Annotated in this window: 25 protein-coding genes and 3 pseudogenes; 3 read left to right on the plus strand and 25 right to left on the minus strand. The window is 38.0% G+C overall.

The genetic code is table 11. The features are described from left to right. Positions 1-8: 8 nt before the first annotated feature. The 20 genes and pseudogenes from QUF86_RS22140 to QUF86_RS22240 form a co-directional block, all read right to left on the minus strand. Complete coding sequence (locus QUF86_RS22140; RefSeq protein ID WP_289335685.1) at positions 9-806, minus strand: hypothetical protein; 798 nt, start codon at positions 804-806, stop codon at positions 9-11. Between the two features lie 9 nt (positions 807-815). After that, positions 816-2,063, minus strand: a complete 1,248-nt coding sequence (locus tag QUF86_RS22145; RefSeq protein WP_289335686.1) for a hypothetical protein — start codon at positions 2,061-2,063, stop codon at positions 816-818. 465 nt (positions 2,064-2,528) lie between these two features. Next, entirely contained in the window at positions 2,529-2,831 is a 303-nt protein-coding gene (locus QUF86_RS22150) for a WXG100 family type VII secretion target (protein ID WP_283901611.1), read from the minus strand. An 816-nt stretch (positions 2,832-3,647) separates the two neighbouring features. Continuing rightward, positions 3,648-3,941, minus strand: coding sequence for a hypothetical protein (locus QUF86_RS22155; RefSeq protein ID WP_289335687.1), 294 nt, complete (start codon positions 3,939-3,941; stop codon positions 3,648-3,650). 2 nt (positions 3,942-3,943) lie between these two features. Further along, positions 3,944-4,177: a hypothetical protein gene (locus tag QUF86_RS22160; protein WP_289335688.1), complete on the minus strand. Its 234-nt coding sequence runs from the start codon at positions 4,175-4,177 to the stop codon at positions 3,944-3,946. 29 nt (positions 4,178-4,206) lie between these two features. Continuing rightward, entirely contained in the window at positions 4,207-4,986 is a 780-nt protein-coding gene (locus QUF86_RS22165) for a sulfite exporter TauE/SafE family protein (protein ID WP_289335689.1), read from the minus strand. A gap of 51 nt (positions 4,987-5,037) precedes the next feature. Next, positions 5,038-5,265: a sulfurtransferase TusA family protein gene (locus tag QUF86_RS22170; protein WP_230162787.1), complete on the minus strand. Its 228-nt coding sequence runs from the start codon at positions 5,263-5,265 to the stop codon at positions 5,038-5,040. 36 nt (positions 5,266-5,301) lie between these two features. After that, a complete protein-coding gene (locus QUF86_RS22175) occupies positions 5,302-6,429 on the minus strand; it encodes an MBL fold metallo-hydrolase (RefSeq protein ID WP_289335690.1) in 1,128 nt (375 codons plus the stop codon). Positions 6,430-6,477: 48 nt separating this feature from the next. Beyond that, positions 6,478-6,600 (minus strand): annotated as a pseudogene (locus QUF86_RS22180) (DsrE/DsrF/DrsH-like family protein); the annotation flags it as partial. Between the two features lie 7 nt (positions 6,601-6,607). Beyond that, positions 6,608-7,180 carry a sulfurtransferase TusA family protein gene (locus tag QUF86_RS22185; RefSeq protein WP_289335691.1) on the minus strand — a complete coding sequence of 191 codons (573 nt, stop codon included), beginning with the start codon at positions 7,178-7,180 and terminating at the stop codon, positions 6,608-6,610. A 54-nt stretch (positions 7,181-7,234) separates the two neighbouring features. Continuing rightward, the gene (locus QUF86_RS22190; protein WP_289316842.1) at positions 7,235-7,531 is read right to left on the minus strand and encodes a rhodanese-like domain-containing protein; all 297 of its coding nucleotides are present in this window, start codon (positions 7,529-7,531) and stop codon (positions 7,235-7,237) included. Between the two features lie 21 nt (positions 7,532-7,552). Beyond that, entirely contained in the window at positions 7,553-7,918 is a 366-nt protein-coding gene (locus QUF86_RS22195) for a rhodanese-like domain-containing protein (RefSeq protein ID WP_289335692.1), read from the minus strand. 27 nt (positions 7,919-7,945) lie between these two features. Next, positions 7,946-8,425 carry a DsrE/DsrF/DrsH-like family protein gene (locus QUF86_RS22200; protein WP_289335693.1) on the minus strand — a complete coding sequence of 160 codons (480 nt, stop codon included), beginning with the start codon at positions 8,423-8,425 and terminating at the stop codon, positions 7,946-7,948. 118 nt (positions 8,426-8,543) lie between these two features. Further along, positions 8,544-8,849, minus strand: a complete 306-nt coding sequence (locus QUF86_RS22205; protein ID WP_289335694.1) for a monooxygenase — start codon at positions 8,847-8,849, stop codon at positions 8,544-8,546. A 38-nt stretch (positions 8,850-8,887) separates the two neighbouring features. After that, positions 8,888-9,148 carry a metal-sensitive transcriptional regulator gene (locus QUF86_RS22210; RefSeq protein WP_289316846.1) on the minus strand — a complete coding sequence of 87 codons (261 nt, stop codon included), beginning with the start codon at positions 9,146-9,148 and terminating at the stop codon, positions 8,888-8,890. Positions 9,149-9,432: 284 nt separating this feature from the next. Then, positions 9,433-9,834: a YybH family protein gene (locus tag QUF86_RS22215; RefSeq protein WP_289316848.1), complete on the minus strand. Its 402-nt coding sequence runs from the start codon at positions 9,832-9,834 to the stop codon at positions 9,433-9,435. A 745-nt stretch (positions 9,835-10,579) separates the two neighbouring features. Next, complete coding sequence (locus QUF86_RS28700) at positions 10,580-14,116, minus strand: GH32 C-terminal domain-containing protein (protein ID WP_483313935.1); 3,537 nt, start codon at positions 14,114-14,116, stop codon at positions 10,580-10,582. 30 nt (positions 14,117-14,146) lie between these two features. Further along, a complete protein-coding gene (locus QUF86_RS22230; protein ID WP_289335695.1) occupies positions 14,147-15,133 on the minus strand; it encodes an ABC transporter permease in 987 nt (328 codons plus the stop codon). A 2-nt stretch (positions 15,134-15,135) separates the two neighbouring features. Then, complete coding sequence (locus QUF86_RS22235; RefSeq protein ID WP_289336280.1) at positions 15,136-16,632, minus strand: sugar ABC transporter ATP-binding protein; 1,497 nt, start codon at positions 16,630-16,632, stop codon at positions 15,136-15,138. A 144-nt stretch (positions 16,633-16,776) separates the two neighbouring features. Further along, entirely contained in the window at positions 16,777-17,763 is a 987-nt protein-coding gene (locus QUF86_RS22240) for an ABC transporter substrate-binding protein (RefSeq protein ID WP_289335696.1), read from the minus strand. Positions 17,764-18,052: 289 nt separating this feature from the next. Here QUF86_RS22240 and QUF86_RS22245 point away from each other — a divergent pair, with 289 nt between their 5' ends. Then, the gene (locus tag QUF86_RS22245) at positions 18,053-18,826 is read left to right on the plus strand and encodes a DeoR/GlpR family DNA-binding transcription regulator (RefSeq protein ID WP_289335697.1); all 774 of its coding nucleotides are present in this window, start codon (positions 18,053-18,055) and stop codon (positions 18,824-18,826) included. A 407-nt stretch (positions 18,827-19,233) separates the two neighbouring features. On the opposite strand, the gene QUF86_RS28960 is transcribed toward QUF86_RS22245, so the two are convergent. The 5 genes and pseudogenes from QUF86_RS28960 to QUF86_RS22270 all read right to left on the minus strand — a co-directional run. Continuing rightward, a complete protein-coding gene (locus tag QUF86_RS28960) occupies positions 19,234-19,449 on the minus strand; it encodes a helix-turn-helix domain-containing protein (RefSeq protein WP_483313962.1) in 216 nt (71 codons plus the stop codon). Then, positions 19,441-20,652, minus strand: a pseudogene (locus QUF86_RS22255) (sigma-54 interaction domain-containing protein); the annotation flags it as partial. The pseudogene QUF86_RS22255 and the gene QUF86_RS28960, both read right to left, overlap by 9 nt. A 114-nt stretch (positions 20,653-20,766) precedes the next feature. Beyond that, positions 20,767-21,099 (minus strand): PfkB family carbohydrate kinase, encoded by a 333-nt coding sequence (locus QUF86_RS22260; protein WP_289335698.1) that lies wholly within the window; start codon positions 21,097-21,099, stop codon positions 20,767-20,769. Then, a complete protein-coding gene (locus QUF86_RS22265; RefSeq protein WP_289335699.1) occupies positions 21,083-22,186 on the minus strand; it encodes a spore germination protein in 1,104 nt (367 codons plus the stop codon). Before QUF86_RS22265 ends, QUF86_RS22260 begins: the two co-directional genes overlap by 17 nt. A 3-nt stretch (positions 22,187-22,189) precedes the next feature. After that, positions 22,190-22,716 (minus strand): annotated as a pseudogene (locus QUF86_RS22270) (spore germination protein); the annotation flags it as partial. Positions 22,717-23,600: 884 nt separating this feature from the next. On the opposite strand from QUF86_RS22270, the gene QUF86_RS22275 reads away from it, so the two are divergent. Together QUF86_RS22275 and QUF86_RS22280 are read left to right on the plus strand one after the other, a co-directional pair. Then, positions 23,601-25,235 (plus strand): acetolactate synthase large subunit, encoded by a 1,635-nt coding sequence (locus QUF86_RS22275; protein WP_289335700.1) that lies wholly within the window; start codon positions 23,601-23,603, stop codon positions 25,233-25,235. 27 nt (positions 25,236-25,262) lie between these two features. After that, positions 25,263-26,696: an aldehyde dehydrogenase family protein gene (locus tag QUF86_RS22280; RefSeq protein ID WP_289335701.1), complete on the plus strand. Its 1,434-nt coding sequence runs from the start codon at positions 25,263-25,265 to the stop codon at positions 26,694-26,696. The last annotated feature ends 86 nt before the right edge of the window (positions 26,697-26,782 follow it).

Below are 26,782 nucleotides of genomic sequence, written 5' to 3' on the forward strand. Positions count from 1 at the left end.
GTACCTCCTTATGCTGGAAGAATCTTGTTGGTCAATAATAGTTGATTAATAGATGCCTCATTTGCTGTCTGAATACTCAGGTCAAGGTTGTTGTCCCTTGTAGCTAGCCAACATTCATTCTTTCCTGGAATCATAAAATAAAAATCTTTTAAGTCAGGGTTATTCTCTGAGTTATACGTTAAGCTTACTAAACTGTCCATTTTACCGTTTCTATTTGAAATATCATTTAAAAACTCTAAGATACTAGTAGAATCTCCCTTTTTACTTACCCATTTCTGAACAATTGACTCCGGTAAAGAATGAGATTGACTTACATCTTCTAAAAGTTCTTCAAATTCTTCACTTTTTAACTTAAGAATAACTTCACCTTGCTTTTCTAACGTATGGAAATGGAAAAAACCGCTTATAACTGAAAGGATTTCTTCTTTCTGGAGCTTAGAAATAGAGTGAACTTGATGATCGTACAATACTTTATGTAAATAAACCTCTTCATTTTTAAAATGAAAGGAAATACTATCTTCTCCTTTAAAGTCTGGCTGATGTTTAGAAGCCTTTACGGTACCTTCTGCATTATTCAACGTATGAATATAGGCAGCAAATTCATCTTTTAGCTTATATTGATTAGCTACTTCCTTTAACATATCTTTTGCTAACAAAGAACGAGAAGCAATTTCTAGCATTAATTTCAACTCTGCATCTTGAAGCGTTTGAAAATACGCTTCCTTAATCGACATTCCTTGTTCAAAAAGTCCTTCACTATAAAATGAAAAAATTAACTCTTCAATACTTAATTGAATGGTATTCATAGATCCTCCTTAAAAAAATGAAAATTTATCCTCAATAAAATCCTTTGCTCCATCGGCAAGGGAACTGGCTGTTTCTTTTGCTTTCGATAATCCATTACCAATCTCCCTAACCTTCCCTAGTGGGTCAGCAATAGTATCTTTAATTTGATCATTTATGAAATCGGCACCCTTATTAACACCTTCAACAACTTTCCCAGCATTCTCCAAACCACCTTTTATCAGTTCAAGCCCATCATGTATAGGTTCTTTAATGACAATCGCTGCTTTCTCTGCTATCCCTGCCGTAAGTTTAGCCGCTTGCTCTCCAACAAGTCCTCCTACAAATGAACCTGCAGCGGCTCCTACAACCGTACCAACTGGGCCTAATAAGCTTCCTAGAGCACCTCCTACAAATGCTCCCGCAATGGAACCTCCAGAAATCGCTACGGTATTATTCACTGCATTTCCTACCGCTTTTGCATTTTCTCGCTTTAAGACCTCTGGATTATTTCCATATTTCGCATAGTTCCCAGAAATTCCCAGTCCCATTCCTCCTACTTCCATTACTCCTGTTACTAGTACTGCACTAACAGCGTTGGTTTTGGCAAATTTCGCTCCCGTCTGAAGAAATGATTTAAACGTTGTAGAGTCCAATGCTCGATACTTAATCCCTTCAAATAATGCCTTTGAACTATCTGTATACTTAACAACATCACCAGGAAGATATTTAGCAACCTTTTTGTGAACTAAATCAGCAAATGGAACATCTCTATATTTTTTCAATAAAAAGGTTGGATTTAAATAGGCTCTTGCTACATTACGAAATTTGGAATTATCGACTACATCTGTTAGTTTATTTAGGGCATTCATATGTTTATACATATAGACATCATCACTATTTTTGATGAATTGCGTAAAACCTAGCCCATAAAATGCCAGCTGCTTTGATACTAAAGCACCCATCGCAGTGAGCGCTCCATATTTCTCATGCAGTTTATAAAGTTGACCGACTAAGTTATCAGCATCGGAAAATTTATTGGCGGTCATTCGAAGGTCGATCTCCATTTCACTCAGAAGGTCAACTAATTGATTTCCTGTTCCCCACGGATCTCCTACTTGATAAAAACAATGACTATACTCTGCTGGAGCACTACTAATTAGGTTCACTAGTTCCAAATGAAGACTCTTGTATTCTTCTTCAATTTTTGACAAGTGCGAGACAAACTCATTTGCTAAATCTTCTAAACGATCTGGGTCTACTGAAATTTTATTCCCCACTGTATCATCCTCTTTTCTTTTCCTTTATGAACTATTTCATCTATATACTATGAAAAAAGTGATGTCCTAATAGAATAATCTGTAAAGGCAGGATAAATAGGTCGACACAACCCGGTACCCAATTTTCATCCATTCCTTGCTTACCGTCATCTTCTTTTTTTCTTTCCTTGTCTCTACTTATTACGAACCATTTTAAACCTCTCAAAACAATTATCATAATCGGCAAGTACAGTTATAAAACTTTAGCGGACATAAGATAGACTTAAAAAAGAGTAATTATTTGATGTACCAAAACACCAAATTGAATGAACAAAATAAAAAAACCACCGCAGCCGGGGAGTAAACTACCATCTTTATTTTGCTTATTCTTATCCGGGAGGATCCAACCTTCCTCTTCCAAACTTTTACGATCCCTATTCTTCGGTTTCATATGACACCTCTTTATATCCTTCATTCATTTTGTTTCTACTCATCCTTCATACAAGCAAGGCGCTCTAATTCTCTTTGTCTTTCAATCTCTTCTCTCACTCTGTCAACATCATTTGCTGCGCTTTCTAATTCTCTACTTATTTGATAAAGATTGTCTGAATGTCTTTGAAATAGGACAGCGGCTTCATCTAGTATTGAATCAAATTTTTTCCGGGCTTCGCCATCCCATTTCTCCGTATTTGTATGTATACTCTGCATTAATTTTGATTCATCTAATTTTAACTCCTCAGAAGATTCCTGAAACACTTTTGTTAATGCTCTGACTTTATCCGAATTCATCTTTTCACCTCATTATTGAATCAACGTACTTTTTCTCTATTTATTCTCAAATACCATTTTAATACAACAATTCCCTATTTTAGATAAGTAAATGTTACTATAATTACTAAGTCACTTCCATAGGCCCCCAGTATTGAAATAAGATATAGATATAGGAAGAATGTTTTATTTTATTAACATAACGAGTGTAGTTGGCAAATATGCCATTATATAACGAGGAAAACTGCAATTTCCCTCATGCAGAGGAAGAAGGTTTATCCATTTCTGCCGTTAAAAATGAAGATGGTTGGAAAGCTATAGAAGTATTCGGTTGAGGAACTTTTGAGTAATAGATGAATTGAGACTTGCAGTTTCATTCAGGAGGGGAACAGTTTGGTTCCTTATTTAGGCAAAACAGCTCTCTTTTTAAAGTAAAACTACGCATTTGCTTCATTTCGATTCTTTTTTTGCCTTTCTTCTATCTGTCTTAACACTCTCCAAATCGTGATGAGAGAATAAAACAGCAGCAGCATCGAGTGCCCAGCTTTACACTAAAGTTATATTCCTCGTATGAATACCACTCCTCTATCCTAGAATCCCTATGATTCTTAAGATAGGGGTGGGTATTTTTATTTCTGATCCCGTTGCGTTATTGATAGATAAAGAATCTGCTGATGACTTGGAATTTGCTTATGAACCATTTAAGTGGCGAAGATATGAAGTGGAAAATGATTGTTACCCTTGCAATAACCACGGGAATGCGACGAGGAGAAATAGCTGGTTTAGAGTGGGATCTAAGTCCTGATAATTATGAGAGTCAACAAACTTTCGGATCCTTTAGGGCACTGGTTTTTCCTTTTTAAAACTCATATACTCTTCATCTATAAATTTATATGGTATTTCTGTTTCATTTTTTGTTTTCAATTTTAACTTATTCAATAAACGATTTTTAAGTTTTCTATCTTCAATCTCCTTTTCTATTTTTTCATGACACGCCCTGCATATTATTTCATAATCCACTTTATAAGTTTCAACTTTAGCAAACATCGATTGTATATTCAAATGCTTTGCAATACAAGTCCTATGTTGTCCATCGGTAAATTCGAAGTGTCCACAATCTCTAGGGTGCATTCTTATCTTTCCCCGATTTCATGCCTTATCGTTTCATCGGGATTATATGTTTCTGTTTCTCGATGTTCGTCCATATACCTAGCAATTTCTTTTCGTAGTAACTCGTTATATGCTTCTGCATTCATTTTTGAAGGCTTTGTTATAGGCTCCATCGTTTCAATAGCTGCCAGCAATTCCTTTTCTATAGCAGCTGCCTTTTCAAAATTGTTCATGAAAAGGGAACAAGCAAACTCCAAATTTCCCTTCAAGGAAGCAGTAAAGTGCCTCAAAACATGATCCCTATCCAAGTTTTCACAGCCGTCGCTAAAATCAAGAGAGCAAGTATGACTTGCAGGACTTTTACATTCATTTTTTTACCGGCCATTGCCCCAAGCGGAGATGCAATTAAACTAGCAACAACCATGATTAATGCCGGATAGTAATCAACTTGTCCCGTTGAGATTTTCCCTACTGTTGCACCAATGGATGAAATGAATGTGATGGCTAAGGAAGACGCGATCGTAACCCTTGTTGGAATTCTTAAAACGATGAGCATGATGGGAACTAATAGGAAGCTCCCTCCAGCCCCGACTATACCAGCACCTAAACCAACGATTAAGGCTAGGATGGACGCAAGCCATTTGTTAAAGGTTACTTGATCCAAAGGAATGTCATCTATGCCTTTCTTCGGAATGAACATCATGACAGCCGCTATTAACGCCAAAACGCCATAGACGATATTCACTCCGTTTTCCGACATCGATTGTGATCCAAAACTTCCAATAACACTACCTATTAACACGCTGATCCCCATATAGAGAATGAGCGTGTTATTCAAATGTCCGCTCTTCCGATAGCTCCATACACCTCCGATGGAAGCGAATAAGACTTGTACAGCACTTATACCTGAAACATCATGGGCACTGAACGCCACTAAACCGAAGATGGGGGGAATAAACAGCAGCATTGGATAATTTATTATCGAGCCACCGATGCCGAGCATTCCAGAAACGTATGAACCTATAAAACCAATCAAAAAGATGGTCATGATAAAGGTGATATCCATTGTTAGTGCCTCCCTTAAAAGAAGGGAACCCTCATGGTTCCCTTCTTTTTATCAGCCTTTTCTGATCCAAAATTTCAGTATATCATTTTCTTCAGCCGTTTCCATCAGTTCATGGCCACCGGATCTTGACCAAGCCGCTAAGTCGGCTTTAGCTCCTTTATCGGTTACATGTATTTCCAGCACTTGCCCGGTTTGCAAATCATTCATGGCTTTTCTCGTTTTAACAATCGGCATTGGACAAGCTAGTCCCTTAGCATCTAATACTTTATCTGAATGCATTTTTCATCTCTCCAATTTTTCAATTTTTTATTAAACTTAACGAACGGCACAGCGATTTGGTCCGATTTCCATTTCGCGCTGTTTTTCATCATCAGGTTCGATTTTCCCCATATTGGTTTCGCGAATTTCTTGATAAGCGTTTGGTTGAGGTGGTAAATTACCTGTTACCAGCGCTCTGAATTCCGTTTCATCGGCAATGTTCAATCCATGATTGTCTACAAACAGCGCATCCAACTTTTTAGCGACACTTCCGTCTTCATTCAATTCATCGATGATCATGAAATGAGATGGCAGTACGATTAACTCGTCTGATAATTCCCTATAACGTGTATACAGTGTTTCTCTTAAGTCCCCTACCCAATCCTCAGCCAATCCAGCTAGGTCCGGTCTGCCAATGGAATCGATGAATAGTATATCCCCGGAAAGCAAGTATTTTTGATCGACCACAAATGAAGTGGATCCAATTGTATGGCCCGGGGAATATAATGCTTGGATATCAATCGATGTATGACCGATCGTTATCACTTTACCGCTTTCTAATGGCTGATATTCAAAAGTTACTTCAGCCGCATCTTTTGGCGGCAGCCAGTAATCTGCATTTGTTTTTTCCGCTATTCGTCTTCCACCTGAAATATGATCGGCATGTAGGTGCGTATCAAGAACATGCGTAATTTTCACCCCGATATCATCGGCGAAATCAAGGTATGCATCAATCATTCTAGTAGAATCAATAACGGCAGCTTCACCATTGGAAACGGCCATGTAAGATAAACAGCCCTTACCAAGACGAACGAATTGGTAAATTTCTCCACCATTGGTCAATTCGCCGATTTTCACTGGTTCCAAGTGTTCACTCCATGCTTTCATGCCGCCCTTTAAATAAGAAACATCCAATCCAGCTTCAGATAGCATTTCAGCTACCATAATAGATGAGCCTTCCTTTGCACATACTACCAGGATTTCTTTATTGGACGGAATTTGATCGAGAATTTCTTCTACGCCATCCAGTAGATCGAAGTAAGGGATATTAAGGAATTCAACATTCTCACCTTCAATTTTCCAATCGTTAAAGTCACTTTCATTTCGAACATCCAAGATGAATAAGTCCGTTTTATTGATTACTTTCTTTGCTACCTCAGCGGCTGTCATTTGCTTAAACGCCATCTTTTATACCCCCTATAGTATTTAATATTTCAAAAATTTTTACCTTCATTAAAAGGTTAATGTAACATCAGCATCTATAGCGAACTCTAAAAATGTGACCGCTCCACCTACTTCAATGCCGTCAACGAAAGCTTCTTTTTCCATGCCCAAAACGTCCATGGTCATTTGACACACCCTTTTATTCATTTACGGATTTTTGTATAGGACCACTCCATTGGCTCATGCCAGGTTCAACATTGAATACCTGTTCAAATCCAGCTGCCGTCAGTTTTTGTGCAGCAAGATCACTTCGGCTGCCAGTTCGGCAAACTACGAAAATCTCTGACTCTTTATCCAGTTCACCCATACGTTGTTCCAATTCACCCAATGGAAGGGATTTAGCTGCAGGAATATGATTAAAAGCGTACTCTGCAGATTCTCGTACATCCAGGATGATCGTATTACGATTTTCTTCCATTACTTGTAGAAGTTCTTCATTTGAAATGATTTTTTCATGCTTCTTCAATTCTGTTTCTTCTCCGCTTGCTTTCCGAAGATAATGTTTTAGTGTGGTTCCTTCTTCAACGGTACCCAAATATTGATGACCTGTACTTTCCGCCCAGGCTTTCATATCGGCAGTTGACCCTTTATCAGTCGCTTGAACTTCCAGCACTTCCCCTGCTTCCAATCCGTTCATGGCTTTTTTCGTTTTTACGATTGGCATTGGACAAGCTAAACCTTTAGCATCCAAAACGGAATTTGTTTTAATCATTTTTATTTCCTCCTTGCATTAAAATAGGGATAGGGGTATATTTAGATTTAAAAATTATTCTATGGGACCTTCCCATTCATTCATACCTCCCATCATGTTCACCACTTTATATCCATGATCCTCTAGTAACTGTGCAGCCCTTGAACTTCTTCCCCCTGATCGGCAGACCATGATATACTCGTTTGATTTATCCAGATCCTGCATTCTAAATTCCACTAGCCCCAACGGGATATTCAAAGCATTTGGTATTTTCCCTGCCTTTACTTCATCGACCTCCCGCACATCAATAATATGGACTGGCGAGTTTCCCTTCAATAATGCCTTCACTTCATTCGGTAAAATTTCTTTCATCTTTTGGAGACCCTCCTTTTATTAGCGCCAAGAACTCATGCCGCCTTTTACGTTGGTGACTTCTTTAAATCCGAGTTTTTTCAATGCTTTACTTGCATGACTGCTTCTCATCCCGCTTTGGCAGATCACAACTACTTCTTTATCTTTTGAAAGTTCTTGCGCCCTTTTACCAAGATCATTTAAAGGTATATTTCTAAATTCCTTAATGTGGTTGCCCCTATATTCATTAGGCGTACGGACATCAATGAATTGCTTATCTCCTTTGTTATTCAACTCCGCTTTTAACTCAGTCGCATTTATATTTTTTATCCCTTTTGCCGGGACAAATCGCTGATATAGAAACCAAACGATGACACCCAATATGATGATATTAAATATAGTTCCCATTTAGCCTAATCCCTCCTGTACCCATATTTAAATAAATAAGTTTACATTTCCATCCTCTGCTTCAGCTAAATAAGCCGCAACACCAGCATACTCAATTCCATCCAATAATTCCTCTTGCTGCAAGCCCAATAAATCCATTGTCATCGTACAGGCTATTAGTTGGATTTCCTGTTCTTGGGCCAACTCAATTAAATTCGGGAGTGACATGGCGTTATGTTTTTTCATCACATGTTTGATCATTTTAGGACCCATTCCTGCAAAGTTCATGTTGGATAGACCCATTTTTTCAGAACCACGGGGCATCATTTTTGCAAACATTTTTTCAAGAAATCCTTTTTTTAATATCATCGGCTCATCTTTCCTTAAAGCATTCAATCCCCAGAATGTATGGAAAATGGTCACTTCATGATCGTAAGCTGCCGCACCATTGGCAATGATATATGCAGCCATTGCCTTATCATAATCACCACTAAATAAAATGATCGTCGTTCTTTTCTTTTCAGTCATATATGTTTTCCCCCTGAATGATATTTAATTCCACTTATACCCTAAGGGGTATAAGTTATACTAAAAAATATAGTTCGTCAACCCTATTCACTAAAAAATGAACGGAATGGGGTTTTCTTTATTTAATTGGTCCATGATTGATTTGAGTCAAAATTTCATTCACTTCGAATATTTTTCCATTGACCTTCTCGATGCCAAACCCTTTTAACCGAGCTGTGTGCATAGTCAAGTACTTACATGCGGATTCCTTCGTTTCAAACAGATAAATGCCACCAGCTTCCTTTGCCTCACTGTCTTCGGTCCAAATCTTCCAGATCAAGCCATCTTCATCATTAATGCTTTTTGCTAAATCAGTAAATTCTTTTACCATTTCTTGACCAAATGGTCCCTCCATTTTAAAATCCACTTGTAAAATATAAGACATGAATAACACTCCTTTTTTTACGGTCAGGTCAAATTCTTTTACCTGCTTTTAATCAGTAACTCAACCGCTTCCTTGACTAGATGTTCAGTGCCTTCGCCTTTCTCGACGTTTTCCCGAACGCATTTCTCAAGATTGTCACTTACAATAACGCCCATGGTCCTATCGATGGCATTACGTGCAGCAGACAACTGAGTGACGACTTCCCTGCAATCTTTTCCCTGCTCCATCATTCCAAGAACACCTTTAATTTGTCCTTCAATCCGCTTCAAGCGATTAATGACATTTTTATCATACTCCATACTCTACCCACCCATCTATTTACAAAGACAATCACTAATCTCATAACTGGTTACCTTAATTCCTTTGCCAATTATGAAGCGCAGCCCCAAGTTCACTTCCAATTTATTAGAAGCAATGACTAGAATTGTGCGCTTTACTCGTGAGTTTGGACATTTTACTCGTGAGTTTATGCGTTCTTAACTTATGAGTTCATATTATACCTATAGGGGTATGTTGTCAAGCCGATTAATTCATACTTTTATTAAAAAAATAAAAAGCCACCTAGTACGGCAGCTTTCACTAATTACTTTAATTCTTCAATTATTTCAGCACCATAAGAGTTGTCGATTATACAGCGCCATGTACCCGTGGAATCCTTTTTAAATACATATGTCGCGGTTCTTTCCATAGAGAATTCGGAATCGTCTTTTTGATTGGCACTAAGCTGGGCTTTTGCCACAACCAATGCCGTATCACCCGTTTCGATTATTGCCATCTTTTCTTGATTGACTATTAAACTATGATTAAAGTAATCAGCGATAGCAACGAATGCCCGACGTATTTCTTCTTTCCCTTTTGCGAAAGTTCCAGGTTTGACAATTAAAGTTGCATCCTCTGAATAGAAATCCATCAAATGATCGAAATCCTCGTTATTTATTGCCCTGTCTGCATTTTTTATGACTTGTTCTAGTTCATGATTTTGCATATTCACCCTCCTATTCAACCTCTCGCAAATGAGACCGGTCTTACTAATAAATATTCGACTGCCTTGTTGGGGTATCCTGCTCATAAAGTGAATAAGAAAAATAAACAATACAGTGATGCCATCTCTTCTATCATCAAGATTCAACTCACGACAAGAACTGTAAATTCCAGGAAATCACCCTAGTATCACGAGAGAACCCGTCCGCACTTCCTCTAGATATACTTCTGCCCGTACTATTTTCAATTGGTGCTTGAGTTTTTTGCTACCATCATACATTATAGTGAATGTTTTTATGATAATGTTTTTTTTCGCTTTGATACAAGAAGGTATGGAAAAGGCAAATCAATTCACAGATAAAGCTATTGATGATTTGGTGTGATTAGATGCGTGAGGTTGGCTTCTTTCTAGCCCCTTCAATACCTTGCCTTCTATAGCAGCATTACTTGTATGGCTTATACATAACAGTCATTACGCCCCTAGGTTTGGGGAATACATTCGGGTTTATAGTTTACTAGTTAACAGAATTTAACTTAGAAATAAAGTTATAAAAAGGTACAAAAATACGTCTTCAAAAGTCTATAGGAGTTCGTGAACGTTTGTAATGTACTTTGGCAATTTAACGGATGTGAAAATTGGCTGTTTTGTGAAAAAATAGACCCATCCGTAAAAGTGTAATTATATGAACGACACTGATGCTTATTTTCCCTGATAAAGAGCTGCTGGCTATGCCAACAGCCCTTACTTATCATTTTTTATTTTGTGTCTCTAAAGAAAGATGATTAAAGACAGTAGTTGAATTCCATACATTTAACCCTACACGCCCATTGTTAAAAGTCGTATCAGACTTTTCTAGGATCAGATTATCATCCAAATAAGTTTGGATGAGACTGCCTTTTGCTGTAACTTTTAATTTGTATGTTTGATTAGGATTAAATACCATATGTTCTTCCTGTAGAACTTCAATCTTCCCATCTACAATTTTAAACAATTTCAATATATCATTACGTACATCCACTGTAGCTATATAACCATTTTCGGCTTTTTCATCTGCTCGGAATAAAAGAGCTCCAGCTCCCTCGTTTAATACCTTCACCTCGGTTTTGTATGTGAAATCACTTGCGGTTTGAGAGGCAACTATAAAGCTGTCAGCATCGCTGCGGCCTTGTTTCCCTTCTCTAGTGTCTCCCCATTCACCATTGATTGTAGTCCATCCAGATAGATTGGAAACAATCGGACTGATTCCCCATATACTTTTTAATGTATACATTTCAAGAGTGTCTAAATGAGCAGTACCGCCAAGGCTATAAAGTTCGACACCCTGATTCTCTGGTGATGAGAAAATTTGATCAGTTAACACTTGTTTTCCTTCATTAACAAACACTTCGATGGACGAACGATCTAGAAGAAATTTCAATTTCACTTTTCCATTTGTATTTTGTACGGGGGCTTCGTGTATTTTTTTTACATTCGGGCCAAAATCATATCCTGAATGGGTTCGGTCAATAAACACTGTTTCATTGCTAGGATTGTATCCGATGGTCGTATATTGATCGTTACCATTTCTTACTTTAAATCCAACTTCACTTGCTTTATTTGCTGAAAATTCCGCTTCGATTTCTAACGTATCTCCCTTAACATTTTTCAATAGATTTTTACCAGGGATAATAGATTGGTTGCTTAACTTAAGACCTTTATCTCGTAAGGTTATTAATTGTTGTACAGGTGTTTGTTTCAATTGTAACCCCTTCTCTGTCTGCACTAACGATAATTCACGTGGAACAGTGGTTGAGCTTCTCCATGGGGAAGTTGGGGTGTCGTTCGCATATTGCCAGTTACTCATCCATCCCAACCATAACGGCTTGCCTTTATTCCCAGTATTGTTCCATGTCACACCTGCATAAAAGTCTGCCCCATAATCCGTCCATAGAACCTTGTCTGACGAATTATTATTCGTGAATTTTTTTCCATCAAAGTCACCCACAAAGTATTGCATTCCTGAACCCCCGGCTGCTGCTCCATCATTTATACTTACAGACAACACCCACTTTTTCTTATTCGATTTCCCTTCAACCGGCACCTGAATTAATTCTGGACATTCCCACACTCCGCTATAAGATCCTTGTGTCCCTTCTGTCCATTCACCATTTATAAAGTCCCATTCCTTAATTAAGCCCTTTTTCTTACCTACGAAAGGTGTATCAGCCTTAGTTGGATCATTGTCAACAACAATAGGCAGTGACCCTTGATTGTATACATGAAAATCGTCCACATTAATGTGTCCCCAACCTCCAGTTTTATTGTCCACCACTTTCATATAGACGGTCTCTCCAATATATTTTGTAGCATCCCATGTCACACGGCGATACTTTTCATCCTCCGCCCACTTGGTGTTTTCTGCACGAATTAATTCCTTATTATCAGAGGCGCGGACGAGCGCTACATAAAGGTTTTTATCATATCCCCCACCAATCAAGAAATTAATTTCGCCGCTTCCCCCCAGTGTAAAATAGGAAGATCGAATCGAACCGGTTGCATCATCCCCTTTTTCTGCTGTATATCCCCATAAATGATATTTATCCTGTTGTCCGAATGAACCACCCCAATAAGAAGTAGCTTTTGTAACATTTGCTGCCCCAAAAGCATCACCGTCAAGAACGTTCCATCCCTCTAGACTTCCTGACTCGAAATCAGGATTAGCAATATTTTGTTCCTTTGCCACAATGTAATTTTCTTTATTCACGTCTTGAAAGGTTACATTTGAATTACTTACAGTTAAACCAAAATGCCCGCTCTCATACGTTGTATCAACCTGTTCTATGATTTCTTTATTATCTATCTGTACCTTTATCTTGCTGCCATTAGTATAAACAGAAACATCATACACTTGATTTGAATCAATATTTATGGATTTTTCAGCTAAGATAGTAGGTCTATCGTTTTCAATTTTTAAAAGACTAACCTTACCCTTCCCAGCATCCAATTGGGCAATGTACCCATTTTCACCGTTTTTGTCAGCTCTGAAAAGAAGTCCACCTCTCGCACTTTTCCCATTTAGTATAACGTTCGCTCTATAGCCAAATTGATCACCAACCTGTGAAGATACGTAATTACCGTTTGTTTTAGAATTCCCTACCTTCCCTTCCAACGTACTTTCCCATTTTCCATCTATAGCTTTCCAGCTAAGGATATTTGTTTTAAAGTTTGTCGCATTTTCAAAGAAAACATTCCTAAAAACAGAAACAGCATTTCTATTATATAAGCCAAAATTTCCACTTTCATACGAATTATCAGTTATTTTTATAACCGGTTTGTTTCCTATAGAAAGTTTTATGAAATCCTTTTTAGTTTCCACTCTCAACTTAGTTGAATCTTCATCCATCACTTTAATTTTCTTTTCCTGAAGGACGATTTTCTTTCCATCAACCAATTTGCTTAAAGTCACTTTCCCGGATTTGGCATCCACTCCAGCAAGATAAGCATTTTTTAAGGTAGAATCAGAACGAAAGACCAGTTCCCCGGAACCCTTTCGACCATTTTTTTCTCGTACACTTATATCCGCTTCATAAACAAAGTCACTGCCTGTTTGTTTGGATAACACTGATCCATCCTTATCTAGGCTTGTGGCTTGCACCGATGTGGGATCAACACCAAATGAACTCCCGTAGCTCCAGTCCTTTAAATTGGGTGAAGTGTAAATCATAACATCGTTTTTAGCTGCAAGCGTCATCACCCACTTTTTTGATTGGTCATGCCAAAAAACCTTTGGATCGCGCCAATCAGAAATAGGAGGATTCGGCATAACCGGGTTCCCTTCATATTTTTTCCATGTTCTTCCTTTATCATTGCTATAAGCAAGACTTTGCACTTGCTTTGACCCATCAGCATGAGTAAAAATCGCCACCATTGCTTCTTTTCCAAATCCTGCAGTATTGTTATAATCAATCACAGCGCTTCCTGAGAATATCATGCCATTTTCATCTGGATACAGAGCAACAGGCAAATGCTCCCAGTGAACTAAGTCTTTACTAACCGCATGTCCCCAATGCATAGGACCCCATTTAGAACTATAAGGATCGTTTTGATAAAAAAGGTGGTATTCCCCATCATAATAGACCATCCCATTCGGGTCATTCATCCAACTTGCTTCAGGTGAAAAATGAAATTGATTTCGGTTACTTTCATTATAATAATTTGAATCGGCTGCAAATGTCGGAACAACTGGGATTAATGCTAGAGTACAAATTACACCACATGCTAAAAGTTTGTCTATTGCTTTTTTCAACGGCCTCACACCTTTGCAATTTGTTTTACTTTATAATGATTGAGACTGGCTTCTTAATCGGTCAATAAGTACAGCAGCAATGATCACACCGCCTTTAACAACGAGTTGCCAGTAATATCCAACATCCATTAACGTTAGTCCATTGCTTATTACACCCATTATTAAAACTCCTATAATGGTCCCTTGTATCCTCCCAACACCACCCGTTAAACTCGTGCCGCCTAATATTACTGCGGCAATAGCATCAAGTTCATACCCTAAACCTGCTGTTGGCTGTCCAGAAAATAATCGACCTGCCAGAACAACACCCGCAAGACCCGCTAATAGCCCGCTTAACGAATAAACTTTCATTAAAGTACGCTCTACTTTAATACCTGTAAGACGTGCCGCTTCCTCACTTCCACCAATTGCGTATACATGACGACCAAACATAGTATATTTCAAGACAAAGAACATACCAATATACACAATAACCATGATATAGATAGGAGTGGGGATTAAAAACAGCCGACCAGCTCCTAAAAATTTAAACAAATCTGACTCCACAACAATAGGGTAGCCACCGCTAATCACGTATGCAAGCCCTCTTACATATGTGAAACTTCCAAGGGTGACAATAAAGGACGGCAATTTAGTTTTTGCTGTAAAAAATCCATTTACAAGTCCAAAGAAAGCCCCCACTAATAGTCCAGCAGAGATTGACACCAACGGATGTACTCCCCCTTGAGAAATCATTACGGAAACAACACCTGATAAAGCAACAATGGCACCTACAGATAAATCAATTCCGCCTGTTAAAATGACAAGCGTCATTCCAGCTGCCAGTACGCCATTTATTGACACTTGTTTAAGTACATTTAACAAGTTCGACATCTCCAGGAAATTTGGTGCAGTAAAAGCCAGCACAACACATAATAATACTAAAATAATGAGCATTCCTAAACGATTCCAAATTTGTAGAGCTTCCTTTCCATATCGGGCTTTATCAGTGGCCACAACCGTTGTATTCGTTTTCATTTTCATTGCCCCCCTGTAGCAAAAAACATGATTTTTTCTTGTGTTGCTTCTTGCCTTGTTAAATGCCTTTGTAATTTACCTTCATGCATTACTAGAATTCGATCACTAATTCCCAAAATTTCAGGCAGCTCGGAGGAAACTACTAACACTGCCAATCCAGCTTCAGCTAACTTTGATACAATTTTATGAATCTCTGTTTTTGCCCCAATGTCCACACCTCTAGTTGGTTCATCGAGAAGTAGCACCTTTGGACCAATCGAGAGCCACCGTGCGATGACAACCTTTTGCTGGTTTCCACCGCTTAAATTGGCAACAAGCTGTTCAGACGAAGAAACCTTTACTCCTAATTCTTTTATAAGGTAATCTGCTTTTTGATCAATTTCTTTCCAGTTCAATTTACCAGCTTTGCGAAATTTTTTTAATTCATTCATAATAATATTTTCTTTGACACTCATGTTCAGAAACAATCCTTGCTCCTTTCGACTTTCCGGCACATGGGCAATTCCATGTCGGATTGCATCATTCGGAGAGGTAATATTCACTTTTTCTCCATTAACCAGAATTTCACCACCTGTTTTTTGAGAAGCTCCAAAGATAGTTCGAATTAATTCGGTTCTACCTGCCCCTACAAGACCGGCAAGTCCTACAATTTCTCCAGGATATATTTTAAACGAAACATTTTTCACAACCCTTTTATCAGATATTCCATTTATTTCGAGGGCGGGCTTCGTGTCATCGACACGAGATGTAGCTACTTTTGTGTGCCTCTTAAAAAGGGAGTTTAATTCCCTTCCGACCATTAACTTTACAAGATGCTCAGGATTTGTTTCCTTGATTGGTCCGCTATTTATCCACTCGCCATCTCTTAGAACGGTATACCTGTTTGAAATTCGAAAAATTTCATCCATTCGATGAGAGATGTAGACAATAGCAACACCTTTCTTTTTTAAATCCTCAATTATCTCAAATAACTTTTCAATTTCTTTATCAGTTAACGACGCCGTCGGCTCATCCATAATTAACACGTCTGCATTATATGAAAGAGCACGAGCAATTTCTACAACTTGTTGCTGTGCCACACTTAATGTGGATACTATCGTTTTGGGATTTAATTCAGATCCCATTGAATGTAAAATTTCTTTTGCTTTATGATAAACATCATCCCATTTAACCATGCCAAATTTATTTTCAGGAAATTTAGTACCCATTAAAATATTTTCACTTATTGTCAAATTTGGAGATAGCTTCAGTTCTTGGTGAATCACACTAATTCCTTGTTTCTTCGCTTCCACTGGACCACTCCAAGTGACAGAATTATTCTTATATATGATGCTGCCACCATTTGCATCAGGCTGATAGATACCTGATAATATTTTAATAAGTGTAGATTTCCCTGCTCCATTCTCCCCCATTAATGCATGAACTTCCCCCTTATAGAGTTCAAGATTAATATTTTTTAAAACAGTAACTCCTGAAAATGTCTTACTGGTCCCTTTCATTTTGAGAATGGGAGAGGGAGAGTCAGATACCGAAACAACATCATTCTCAATTAATTGTACACTGTTCACATTATTGTCCCCCTTAATGAATTAATTTCTTAAAAAAGATAAGACCTTCTAAGGAAGATCTTATTCAGCATCTCATTACCAACCTTTATAGTTGTTCACATTCTCTTGAGTAACTAATTCAACAGGAACTTTGACTAACTTATCGACTTTCTTTCCATCCAACACATCTTTCCCAATTTCCAATGCTTTTTTCATCATCTCATCTGGATGCTGTGCAGAAGTAGCTGTTAAACTTTTTTTCTCTTTTAAAGCTTCGACTGCTTCTGGAGCACCATCTACACCCACTATAAAAAATTCCTTCTCACGTTCTGCTTGTTCTTGAGCAATCTTTACTCCAAGTGCTTCAGGATCATTAATAGCAAAAATTGCATCAATTGAGCCTTTCGAATGTGCTTGCAAGATATTTTCTGTTGCAGATAACGCTTTTTCTCTATTTCCTTCTCCATTTTGTTTAGCAATCACCTTAATCTCTGATTTCTTAATCGCTTCTTCAAAACCTTTTATACGATCAGTAACTGCAGATACCGGTGGTCCTTCAATTATTGCTATATTTCCTTTCCCTTTTAATTGTTTGATCATATACTCACCTGCAATTTTGCCTGCTTGGTAATTATCAGATGTAACGACACTGTCCACTCCGCCTTCTGCAGCTACATCAACTGCAATAACCGGGATACCCGCTGATTTGGCTTGTTGTACTGCCGCAGCAATTCCTTTTGAATCGACTGCATTTAAAAGAATTAAATCAACTTCTTTTGTAATGAAATCTTCAATTTGAGAAGTTTGCTTCGCCAAATCATAGTCTGCACTCACCGTAATTAACTCAGCCCCCATTTCTTTTGTCGCTTCCTTCGCTCCTTTTGACATAGAAACAAAGAAAGGATTAGAGAGCGTTCCTAGTGTTAACCCTATTTTTAATTTTTGGTCACTTTTATTTTTTTCAACACTTCTCGCACTGTTTGATTGTGAATCTGATCCTGTATCAATTACGCTACAAGCAGTCAAAACAACCAGAAACAACATGATAATCAGAATAAATGACGATTTTAGATAAGTTTTCATAAAATCCTCCTGTTTTTTGAATTTCGCCTGTTAATGAGTTAGATTCTTAGTTAAAAAATGTATCACCTCCCCACTATATATTTGGAATCGCTTTCACAATTGATCATTTATGATTTTTTTTGACCAACTATGATTATATATGACCATTTTATGAGAATCTTAAATAATTGTCAATGTTTTCTAAAAATTTAGAATTCTTTTAAAAATAATGTATTGCTCTGCTTAATCGTGTACAATTATGATGTACACTGTGATATTACGATGTACACTGTTATGGAGGTAGATTTTTTTGTACAGTGAAGAGAGAAAATTAAAAATTATTGATTTTATTACTAACTATTCTAGAGCCTCAGTCCAAGATTTAAGTGATTTTCTAAAAGTATCGCAATCAACGATTCGAAGAGATTTGAAAGAACTTCAAACAACTAACCAGATTCAAAGAACTCATGGGGGAGCTGTTTCTTTACAAGCTGTTAATTTTGAACCAAAGATTATGGATAAAGAAGTTGAATATGTACAAGAAAAAAAAGCCATCGCAAAAAAAGCTGTCGAATTTATAGACGATGGAGATACAATTCTTTTAGATGCTGGAACAACTACTCTGCCAATCCTCGAAGATCTTCAACAGTTTTCCCAGTTAACAATAGTCACCAATTCCATACTGATTATGAGAAATTTCAAACCCTCTGCAGGTATAGAAATATTGTTTTTAGGCGGAAGCCTGCGAAATGAAACGCTTGCATCGGTAGGACCGTTTGCTGAGCACAACTTGGAAATGATCCGTGTGGACAAAGCTTTTGTGGCGATAAATGGTGTTCATTTAACTGAAGGTTTGACAACACCAAATTTAATTGAAGCTAGGATAAAAAAATTGATGATCCAGAATGCACAGCAAGTCATCCTATTAAGCGACTCTAGCAAAATGGGAAAGGTTTCTTTTGCAAAGGTTGCAGACTTACAGGAAATTGACAAATTTATTGTGGATGATAGACTCCACCCTTCCTTTAAAAAATCATTGGAAGACCTTGGGGTTGAGGTTATTTCTGTTCAGACTCGACCTTGAAGCTATTTAACAGAAAAAACACTCCTTAATCTAAGAAGTAACTGACGATTGACCCTTAGACAGTGATTGAAATTGAAAAAAATTCATTTTTATATCGAGTCATTTATTTGTTCTACCTGCGGCTGGAGTGTTTTACAAGTTACTCATAAGAGGAATTACAGACAAGAAACTAAGTGAATTACAGAATACTCAATTCATATTTTAAAAAGGGATAAATTTAATATCTTCCTACCGGTAGAATGGTTTGTTATAAAAAAAAGAAAGCGTTGTCAATCAATCGCTTTCTTTTTTTCTTTTTCTAATATTTTAGAAAAGATATTCAACCATTTTTTAGAAAACTCTATCAATGCTATATATCTTATTTTCCTAGAGAATTAGATTTCTTTCTAATTGTTCTCATCAATGTTTCACACGTTAATATTATACTTTTTGATTTTGTTATATAAAGTAGCCAGGGAAACTCCTAATGTCTTTGCTGCCTCTCTCTTTTCTTTAATATCATTGCCAAATTTACTTAAAGTCTCTTGAATGAATTTCTGTTCCGTTTCTTCTATTACTTCATGCAATGTTTGAACAGATTGTTTTTGATCTAACTTTAAAAGGTTCTTTTCTTGTTTCATCATCAACTCTGGTAAATGATGAATTTTAATTTCTGTGCCTTCAACCATGCAAATTGCATAATTAATAACGTTCTTTAATTCTCGAACGTTACCTGACCATTCATACGATTGTAGAAACCTTAAAGTTTGTTCATCAATGGTGTACATAGACGAATCTGTAGGTGAATGTGTTATAGCCGATTGAATTAACGAGTAAACGAGATCAGGTATATCCTCTGTTCGTTCTCGAAGAGGTGGTATCTGTAACCGTATCACATTCAATCTATCAAATAACGGTCTAAAAAATTGATTTTTATTTACAAGATGGTGCAAATCGCGATGTGTTGCAGCAATGACCCTTCCATCAATATCACGCACTATCATTTCTCCAACTCATCGAATCTTCCTTTCTTGTAGAACCTTTAATAACTTAGCTTGAAGATCATAAGACATATTACAAATTTCATCTAAAAAAATCGTTCCATGATTAGCTATTTCAAATAATCCAGCTTTAACACATTTTTTTACATTTGTAAATGCTCCTTCTCCGTACCCAAACAACTCGCTTTCTAAAAGTGTCGAATGTATTGCCGTACAGTTTACAGATATGAAAGGTTGATCTTTTCGGTCACTTTTATTGTGAATAGCTTGAGAAAATAATTCTTTTCCTGTACCACTTTCTCCAGTAATTAATATAGGCAAATCCGATTCTGTTACGTTTTCCGCAGCATAAAAAACTCCTTTTAACCCCGTATGTTTACCGATAATTTGTTCAAAGGTATACTTTGCTTCGTATAGAGATCCCATCTGTCTTTCTAACTGCTTTAATTTTTCACTTTGTTTCTTCAGCTCTTGAGAGAACCTATGAACCTCAGTCAGGCTCTTACAGACAGATACAGCTCCAATGACTTCATCATTGACAATAATAGGAGCCATATCTACCATATACTCTCTATTCTCCGTTTTTCGGTAGACGCCTATCCTGCACTTTTTATCTTCCAATGTATCTGGCAATTGTGCACTAGGATGATATTCACGTAATGGCTTTCCAAGAATTTCAGAAGATACCCCAGTAATTCTTGTATATTCAGGATTAATTAATTTAACAAGACCTTGTCTGTCGATCACGAGAATATCGTCATTAATAGAATTTATGACGGCATTCCACCACTCCACTTCTTTTTCAGAAGAAAAAACCTTTGAATGATTTTTAAATAATACACCCATGGATTAGTAAACTCCTTTCTTTTATATTTCATTCTTTCACCCTTGTTTTTGCCCGTTGAGTAGAAATAAAGTTTAATACATATCGTTTTCCAGGTGCTGCCTGAATAGCTCCTTTTACGGAAGCAGTGAGTGCTTCACTTGCATTTGCAAAAGTAAGTAATCGTTGATCACTCTTTCACATAGATTTTCATTAGATATTTCCAGTGACACTAGTTCGGATAAGAAACCTCCGATAAATGCATCACCTGCCCACGTTGTATCTGAAACAATTACTTTAAATCCTTTGTCTTCATATTCCTCTCCATTTTTCAAATAAATATTTGCGCCATCGCTTCCTTTTGTATATACGACTACTTTCACGTTACCGACAAAAAGGGATTTAATCGCTTCTTTTTCCTTATTATGCGTAATGAAGAGGGGGCGTATATTGTTATGTGATTGTTTCATATTTTCCTCCCTTTACTCTTGAGATAATAAGCAGGAGAAGCGGGAGTAAACCAAATAAAAACAATGCGACATTGCCTATGATATCTCCAAGTTTAAATAGGTCATTGATATTTTTCGGAATCATGGCAATGATGTATAGAATGGGAAGCAACCCAAACATGAATGGGTGAATGCTCTTTTTTGAAAGTTGAGCCAGCCCTAAAGCAGCTGCATAGAATGTTATGGTAAATGTGGCGAATATTTGCATGATCCATACTACCAGTAATAAAGATTCAAACCGTTCAAAGATCAAACCGGCGACTTCAAAACTTCGTATAAGATCAAGTGTCGGCCATGTTCTCGTGAGCACTCCATCCACAGATAATGCTCCGATAACCATGACGACCGTTATCACGTAAAACATCAAGGGAATGAAAACTCCAACAAGCAGGACTTTTACTGCTTTTTTGGGCTGATTCATAAACGGGATAAGCAGTAACATGATTTCAGGTCCTGTAAAAGCGAGAGCTGTCGTTTTTACTCCTTTTAGTACAGGGATGACTCCTTCTCCTAATACCGGGCGCAGATTATCGATCTCGAATATTTTAAAGCTCATAAAGGTAACGACCAAAAAAAGGATTACCGTCAAAGGTAAAATAATTTCAAAAAGGCGGGCAATCGGGTTAATACCACCAATGATCAGATAGAGACCTACCCACATGAAAATCATCATAATTGCCCATGTCGGGGTACCTTCCAGAAGCAAATATTTTATTACTTCCGCCATTGCAAGAATCTGAAACCCGGAAGTTGTAAGAAAATAAAATATTATAGCTAAACTATGTAACCTCCCCATCCATTTTCCTACAATTTCATTGCTGTATTGATAAAAGGTTTTTTCAGGAAACCGTTGGCTTAATTTCACCATGATAACCCCCGCCATTATGGTGATAACCCCTCCTAAAATAACGCTTATCCATACATCTGGTGTATGGACCTTCACCGTAGATGATCGGGGCAGGGTGAGTAGTCTTGTACCAAGTATATAGTTGATAACAATGACCGCTGCCTGAGGAGTTGTAATTTGGTCTTTCGGACTGAGAATCATTCGTTAACCACCTTTCAACGATAGGTTATCATTTACGTATGTTTTTTTTTTATGCCTCATCTTTGGACGGAGTTTCATCATCATGAGTGGCATGCGAACCATCAAGTCTTTCCATTCACTTAAGCGATAAGGAACGGCTGGACTCATATAAGGCACACCAAAGCTTTTTAATTTCACTAAATGGCTGGCCATGAAAAGAAAAAAGAGACGTATAAACCAAATGTGGCAGCACAAAACATAGCTGGTAATAGTCTTCTGGTGATTGTAACATCATGCTTAATGTTACTGGTTACTGGAGCTACCAAAGCAAATGGCTTCCCATCTAATAAGATGGCCACTCGCCCTTCCATCAAAGCAGCAATCACACGATTAGGACGCTCTGTATTCTGTACCTGCGGAAAAGGACTAAGGTAATTATCTTCGATAAGTTGCTCTACATAACCTGATTCCGGTACATTATCAATATCAATTTTCTTAATTCGGTTTTCTACCTCTTGAACTAATTCGGGATCAACAATACCTTCTATGTAATATTCCAAGAACTTTAATTATGTTAAGTGAATACTAAAATGTTTCATAAGAACTGATAAATCTTTCTATTCAAACGTCTAATCACTTATGGAATGCCTATGGGCATTCCAGTTAAATTACATAAGTGAGCGATCAGGATGTACAAAGAACCATAATACTATAGCCATGATAATTGGAATAATACTAACTAATAACACGCCTTCCCCTCCAATAGGTTGGGCATAAAACCCTATTACATCATCATGGTCATGCAATATGTAAGCAAACGATTCCTCATTCTCCCATTTTCCCTGTCACTGCGTAAGAAGCGTATCTCTCAATAAGATATATCTATTGGTCATCACCTTCGTTTCTCTATCAATTTTTCTTCTTCGACTAATTCTGGGAACATGGCATTCCGAACAAAAAGACCTTCTTCATCAAAATCATGTTTTGAACCAAACCCAATTACATCTCGCATATACTTTGCGTTTTTAACAATATGTTCGTAGTCATCCCTTGAAAATGGCTTCCCTCCAGTTTCGTCGTTAAATAAATATTGCCGAAATTCCTAAAAAATAGCGCCCCCTGCCTAGTTCTGGATAATTCCGTAGTATGGCCTGATGCTTCTGATTTCGATCAAATATTAATAAATTGATAAGAAAAAGGACAAGTGCTATTACAACAAGTGCAACAGTAATAAATGAGATGATAATTAATCGACTTGCGATATCCATTTTACCCAACCTAGTTATGACTATTGAGGTTAATTTACTTGAACCTGAATTTCTTTATACAGAGTTGCAAATGTTCGAAATGGTTTTAATATACGCAAGTACATAATTTCTAGTAGGCAAAGCCAACATATAGGGAAAGAAATTGAAATGGTTGAGGAGGGAATAATTTGAAGGCATCTGATTTGTTCGTAAGATGTTTAGAGAATGAAGGGGTTCAGTATATTTTTGGGATCCCTGGTGAGGAAAATACGGATCTTATTGATTCTCTAATAAGTTCTGATATTAAATTTATCTTGGTTCATCATGAACAAGCTGCAGCTTTTATGGCAGACATCTATGGCCGGCTAACTGGAAAGCCTGGCGTCTGCTTGGGTACATTGGGACCGGGTGCAACAAATTTATTGACAGGGATAGGAAGTGCTTATCTGGATTATTCCCCTGTTGTCGCGATTACAGGTCAGGCGGGCCTTGATCGAATTCATAAGGAGTCGCATCAATATGTGGACATTATTGGGGTTTTTAAGGAAGTAACGAAATGGAATCAACAAATTAAGGTGCCGCATACGATTCCGGAAATTATCCGTAAAGCATTTAAGACTGCAGTCATAGAAAAGCCGGGAGCTGTTCATATCGAACTCCCCGAAGATGTGGCGATGATGGATACAGAAGGTGAACCTCTTCCGGTTACACCAATGCCTAGATCCCGCCCAGCCGAGGAAGAAATCAAAAAAGCCGTCGAATTAATAAATCGCGCAAAAAAGCCTATAATTCTAGCTGGTAATGGCGTAGTCCGCGATGGAGCTGCCGAGTCCTTACGGAAATTTGCAGAAGAGAAGCAAATTCCCGTTGTGAATTCGTTCATGGCCAAAGGAGTTTTACCTTCCAACCATCCATTGACCCTTTTTACAGTAGGGATGCAAGCAAGGGATTATGTTCTATGCGGGTTTGATTTGGCCGATCTTATTATCACCGTCGGTTATGATTTCGTCGAGTATTTGCCAAAGTATTGGAACGATGAGGCAATGAATCCGATTATTCATATTGATGCTCGACCGGCTGAGATTGATGCTTATTACCCAGTTCAAGCTGAATTGGTCGGGAACGTTTCGGAGGGACTTGAAGCCTTGTCCACTGGTGTAGTAGAAAAGGAGCTTTGGCCTGAAGTGAAAAGGTTAAGGTCTCAAATCATAGAAAAATTTCATTCTTCGGATGATGTATCAGGAAGTCCTATCATCCCTCAGCGAATTATCGCCGATTTGAAAAGGGCGGAAAAGGGCAATGCCATTGTCATTTCGGATGTGGGAGCCCATAAATTATGGATGGCTCGGATGTATCAGCCGGAAATGCCTAATCACACTATCATTTCTAATGGCTTTGCATCGATGGGAATTGCCATTCCTGGCGCAATTGCAGCAAAACTGGCAAAACCTGATAAACCTGTCATTGCGGTTACAGGGGATGGTGGATTTCTGATGAATGGGGTTGAATTGGCAACTGCAAAACGTCTAGGTCTTGCCTTCGTGATAGTCATTTTCCATGATTCAAAATACGGCTTAATTGAGTGGAAGCAATTGAATAAATTTGATCGTACGAATGCGATTGAATTTACAGACCCAGACTTTTTAAGCTTCGCTAAAAGTTTTGGTGTTAAAGGAGTGAAAGTAACCCACTCCGATGAATTGCTTCATGCATTAGAAGAAGCAATTTCGAGTCAGGAAATTGTCTTGATTGATGTGGATGTCGATTATTCGGAAAATGTAAAGCTCTCGAAAACACTAGGTGATTATATTTGTAAACTATAAAGGCAGATATTATTGGAGGGATTTCAGATGAAGAAAAAGTGGCAATTGTGGATTGGTGGTAAATGGCGGGAGGCAAAATCATATGAGCCATTATATAATCCCCATTCAAACGAAGAAATTGCACAAATCGGACAAGCTGAACCAGCGGATGCCATTGAAGCAATTGTTGAGGCAAATTCCGCTTTTCAGAAATACCGATCCTACCCGGCACATGCACGAGCCGAAATTTTAGTAAAAGCGGCAGCGATCATGGAAGAACGTAGTGAAGAACTTGCGAAAATCGTTTCTCTAGAGGCCGCGAAAACGATTCGAAATGCTCGTGAGGAAATCAATCGTACAGTTCAGACCTACCGTTTTTCTGCAGAAGCGGCAAAGAACAACTATGGAGAACAAATTCCGATGGATGCAGCACAGGGTGGAGTAAACCGTTTTGGTTTCACGATTCGTACCCCGATTGGCGTCGTAACGGCAATTACCCCATTTAACTTTCCATTTAATCTTGTTGCCCATAAAGTTGGTCCAGCTATTGCGGCTGGAAATTCTATTGTATTAAAACCTGCCGAACAAACGCCTCTTAGTTCGCTCGTGCTTGCAGAAATTTTTAAAGAAGCAGGCCTTCCAGAAGGAGTATTGAACATCATACCGGGCAAAGGGGATGTATTAAGTGAAGCGTTGACGACCCATCCACATGTAAAAAAAGTGACATTCACAGGCAGTGTAGAGGTCGGACACCTTATCCAGCAGCAGGCAGGCTTCCGCAAGCTTACCCTTGAACTCGGATCCAATTCGCCGTTCATTATTGATGAAGGAGTCGACATAGATAAAGTCATAGAACGAAGTGTGATGGGCTCTTTTACGAATAATGGGCAGGTGTGTATATCGATTCAAAGAATTTATGTCCACAATTCACTGTATCAACAATTCTTAGAGCGATTCGTCAGTAGGACAAAACGACTTGTCATCGGATCCCCTCTCGAGGAAAGCACTAATATTACTGCGGTCATTTCGAAAAAATCATTGGAACGGTTACAAAGTTGGATTGACGAGGCAGTACAGGAAGGAGCAAAAATTGAGTGCGGCGGTACAGTGGAAGGCAATGTACTATTGCCTACCGTCTTAACCAATGTAAATCGTGACTCAAAGGTATTTCGTTTCGAAGTATTTGGTCCGATTGTCTGCATTTTCCCATTCGATACGCTGGATGATGCCATCACTGATGCAAATGATTCGCGTTACGGATTGAACTCAGGAGTGATGACACCGAGTATAGAACGAGCTTTTTATGCGGCAGAACGCTTGGAAACAGGTGGGGTCGTCATCAATGATATCCCAACATACCGAATTGATAATATGCCTTATGGTGGTTGGAAGGACAGCGGCGTTGGCCGGGAAGGCGTCAAATATGCAATGCATGAAATGATGGAGCAAAAGTTTATCAGCTTTAAAATAAGCGACAATTGAACATAGGGGAAATTATAAACCCGTAGTATATGAGACGGCGATATCTTAAAGATTTCGTCTTCTTGTTTTGTCGTAAATTAATGTTT

The sequence above is a fragment of the Peribacillus sp. NJ11 genome (genome assembly GCF_030348405.1).
Lineage (GTDB): Bacteria > Bacillota > Bacilli > Bacillales > DSM-1321 > Peribacillus.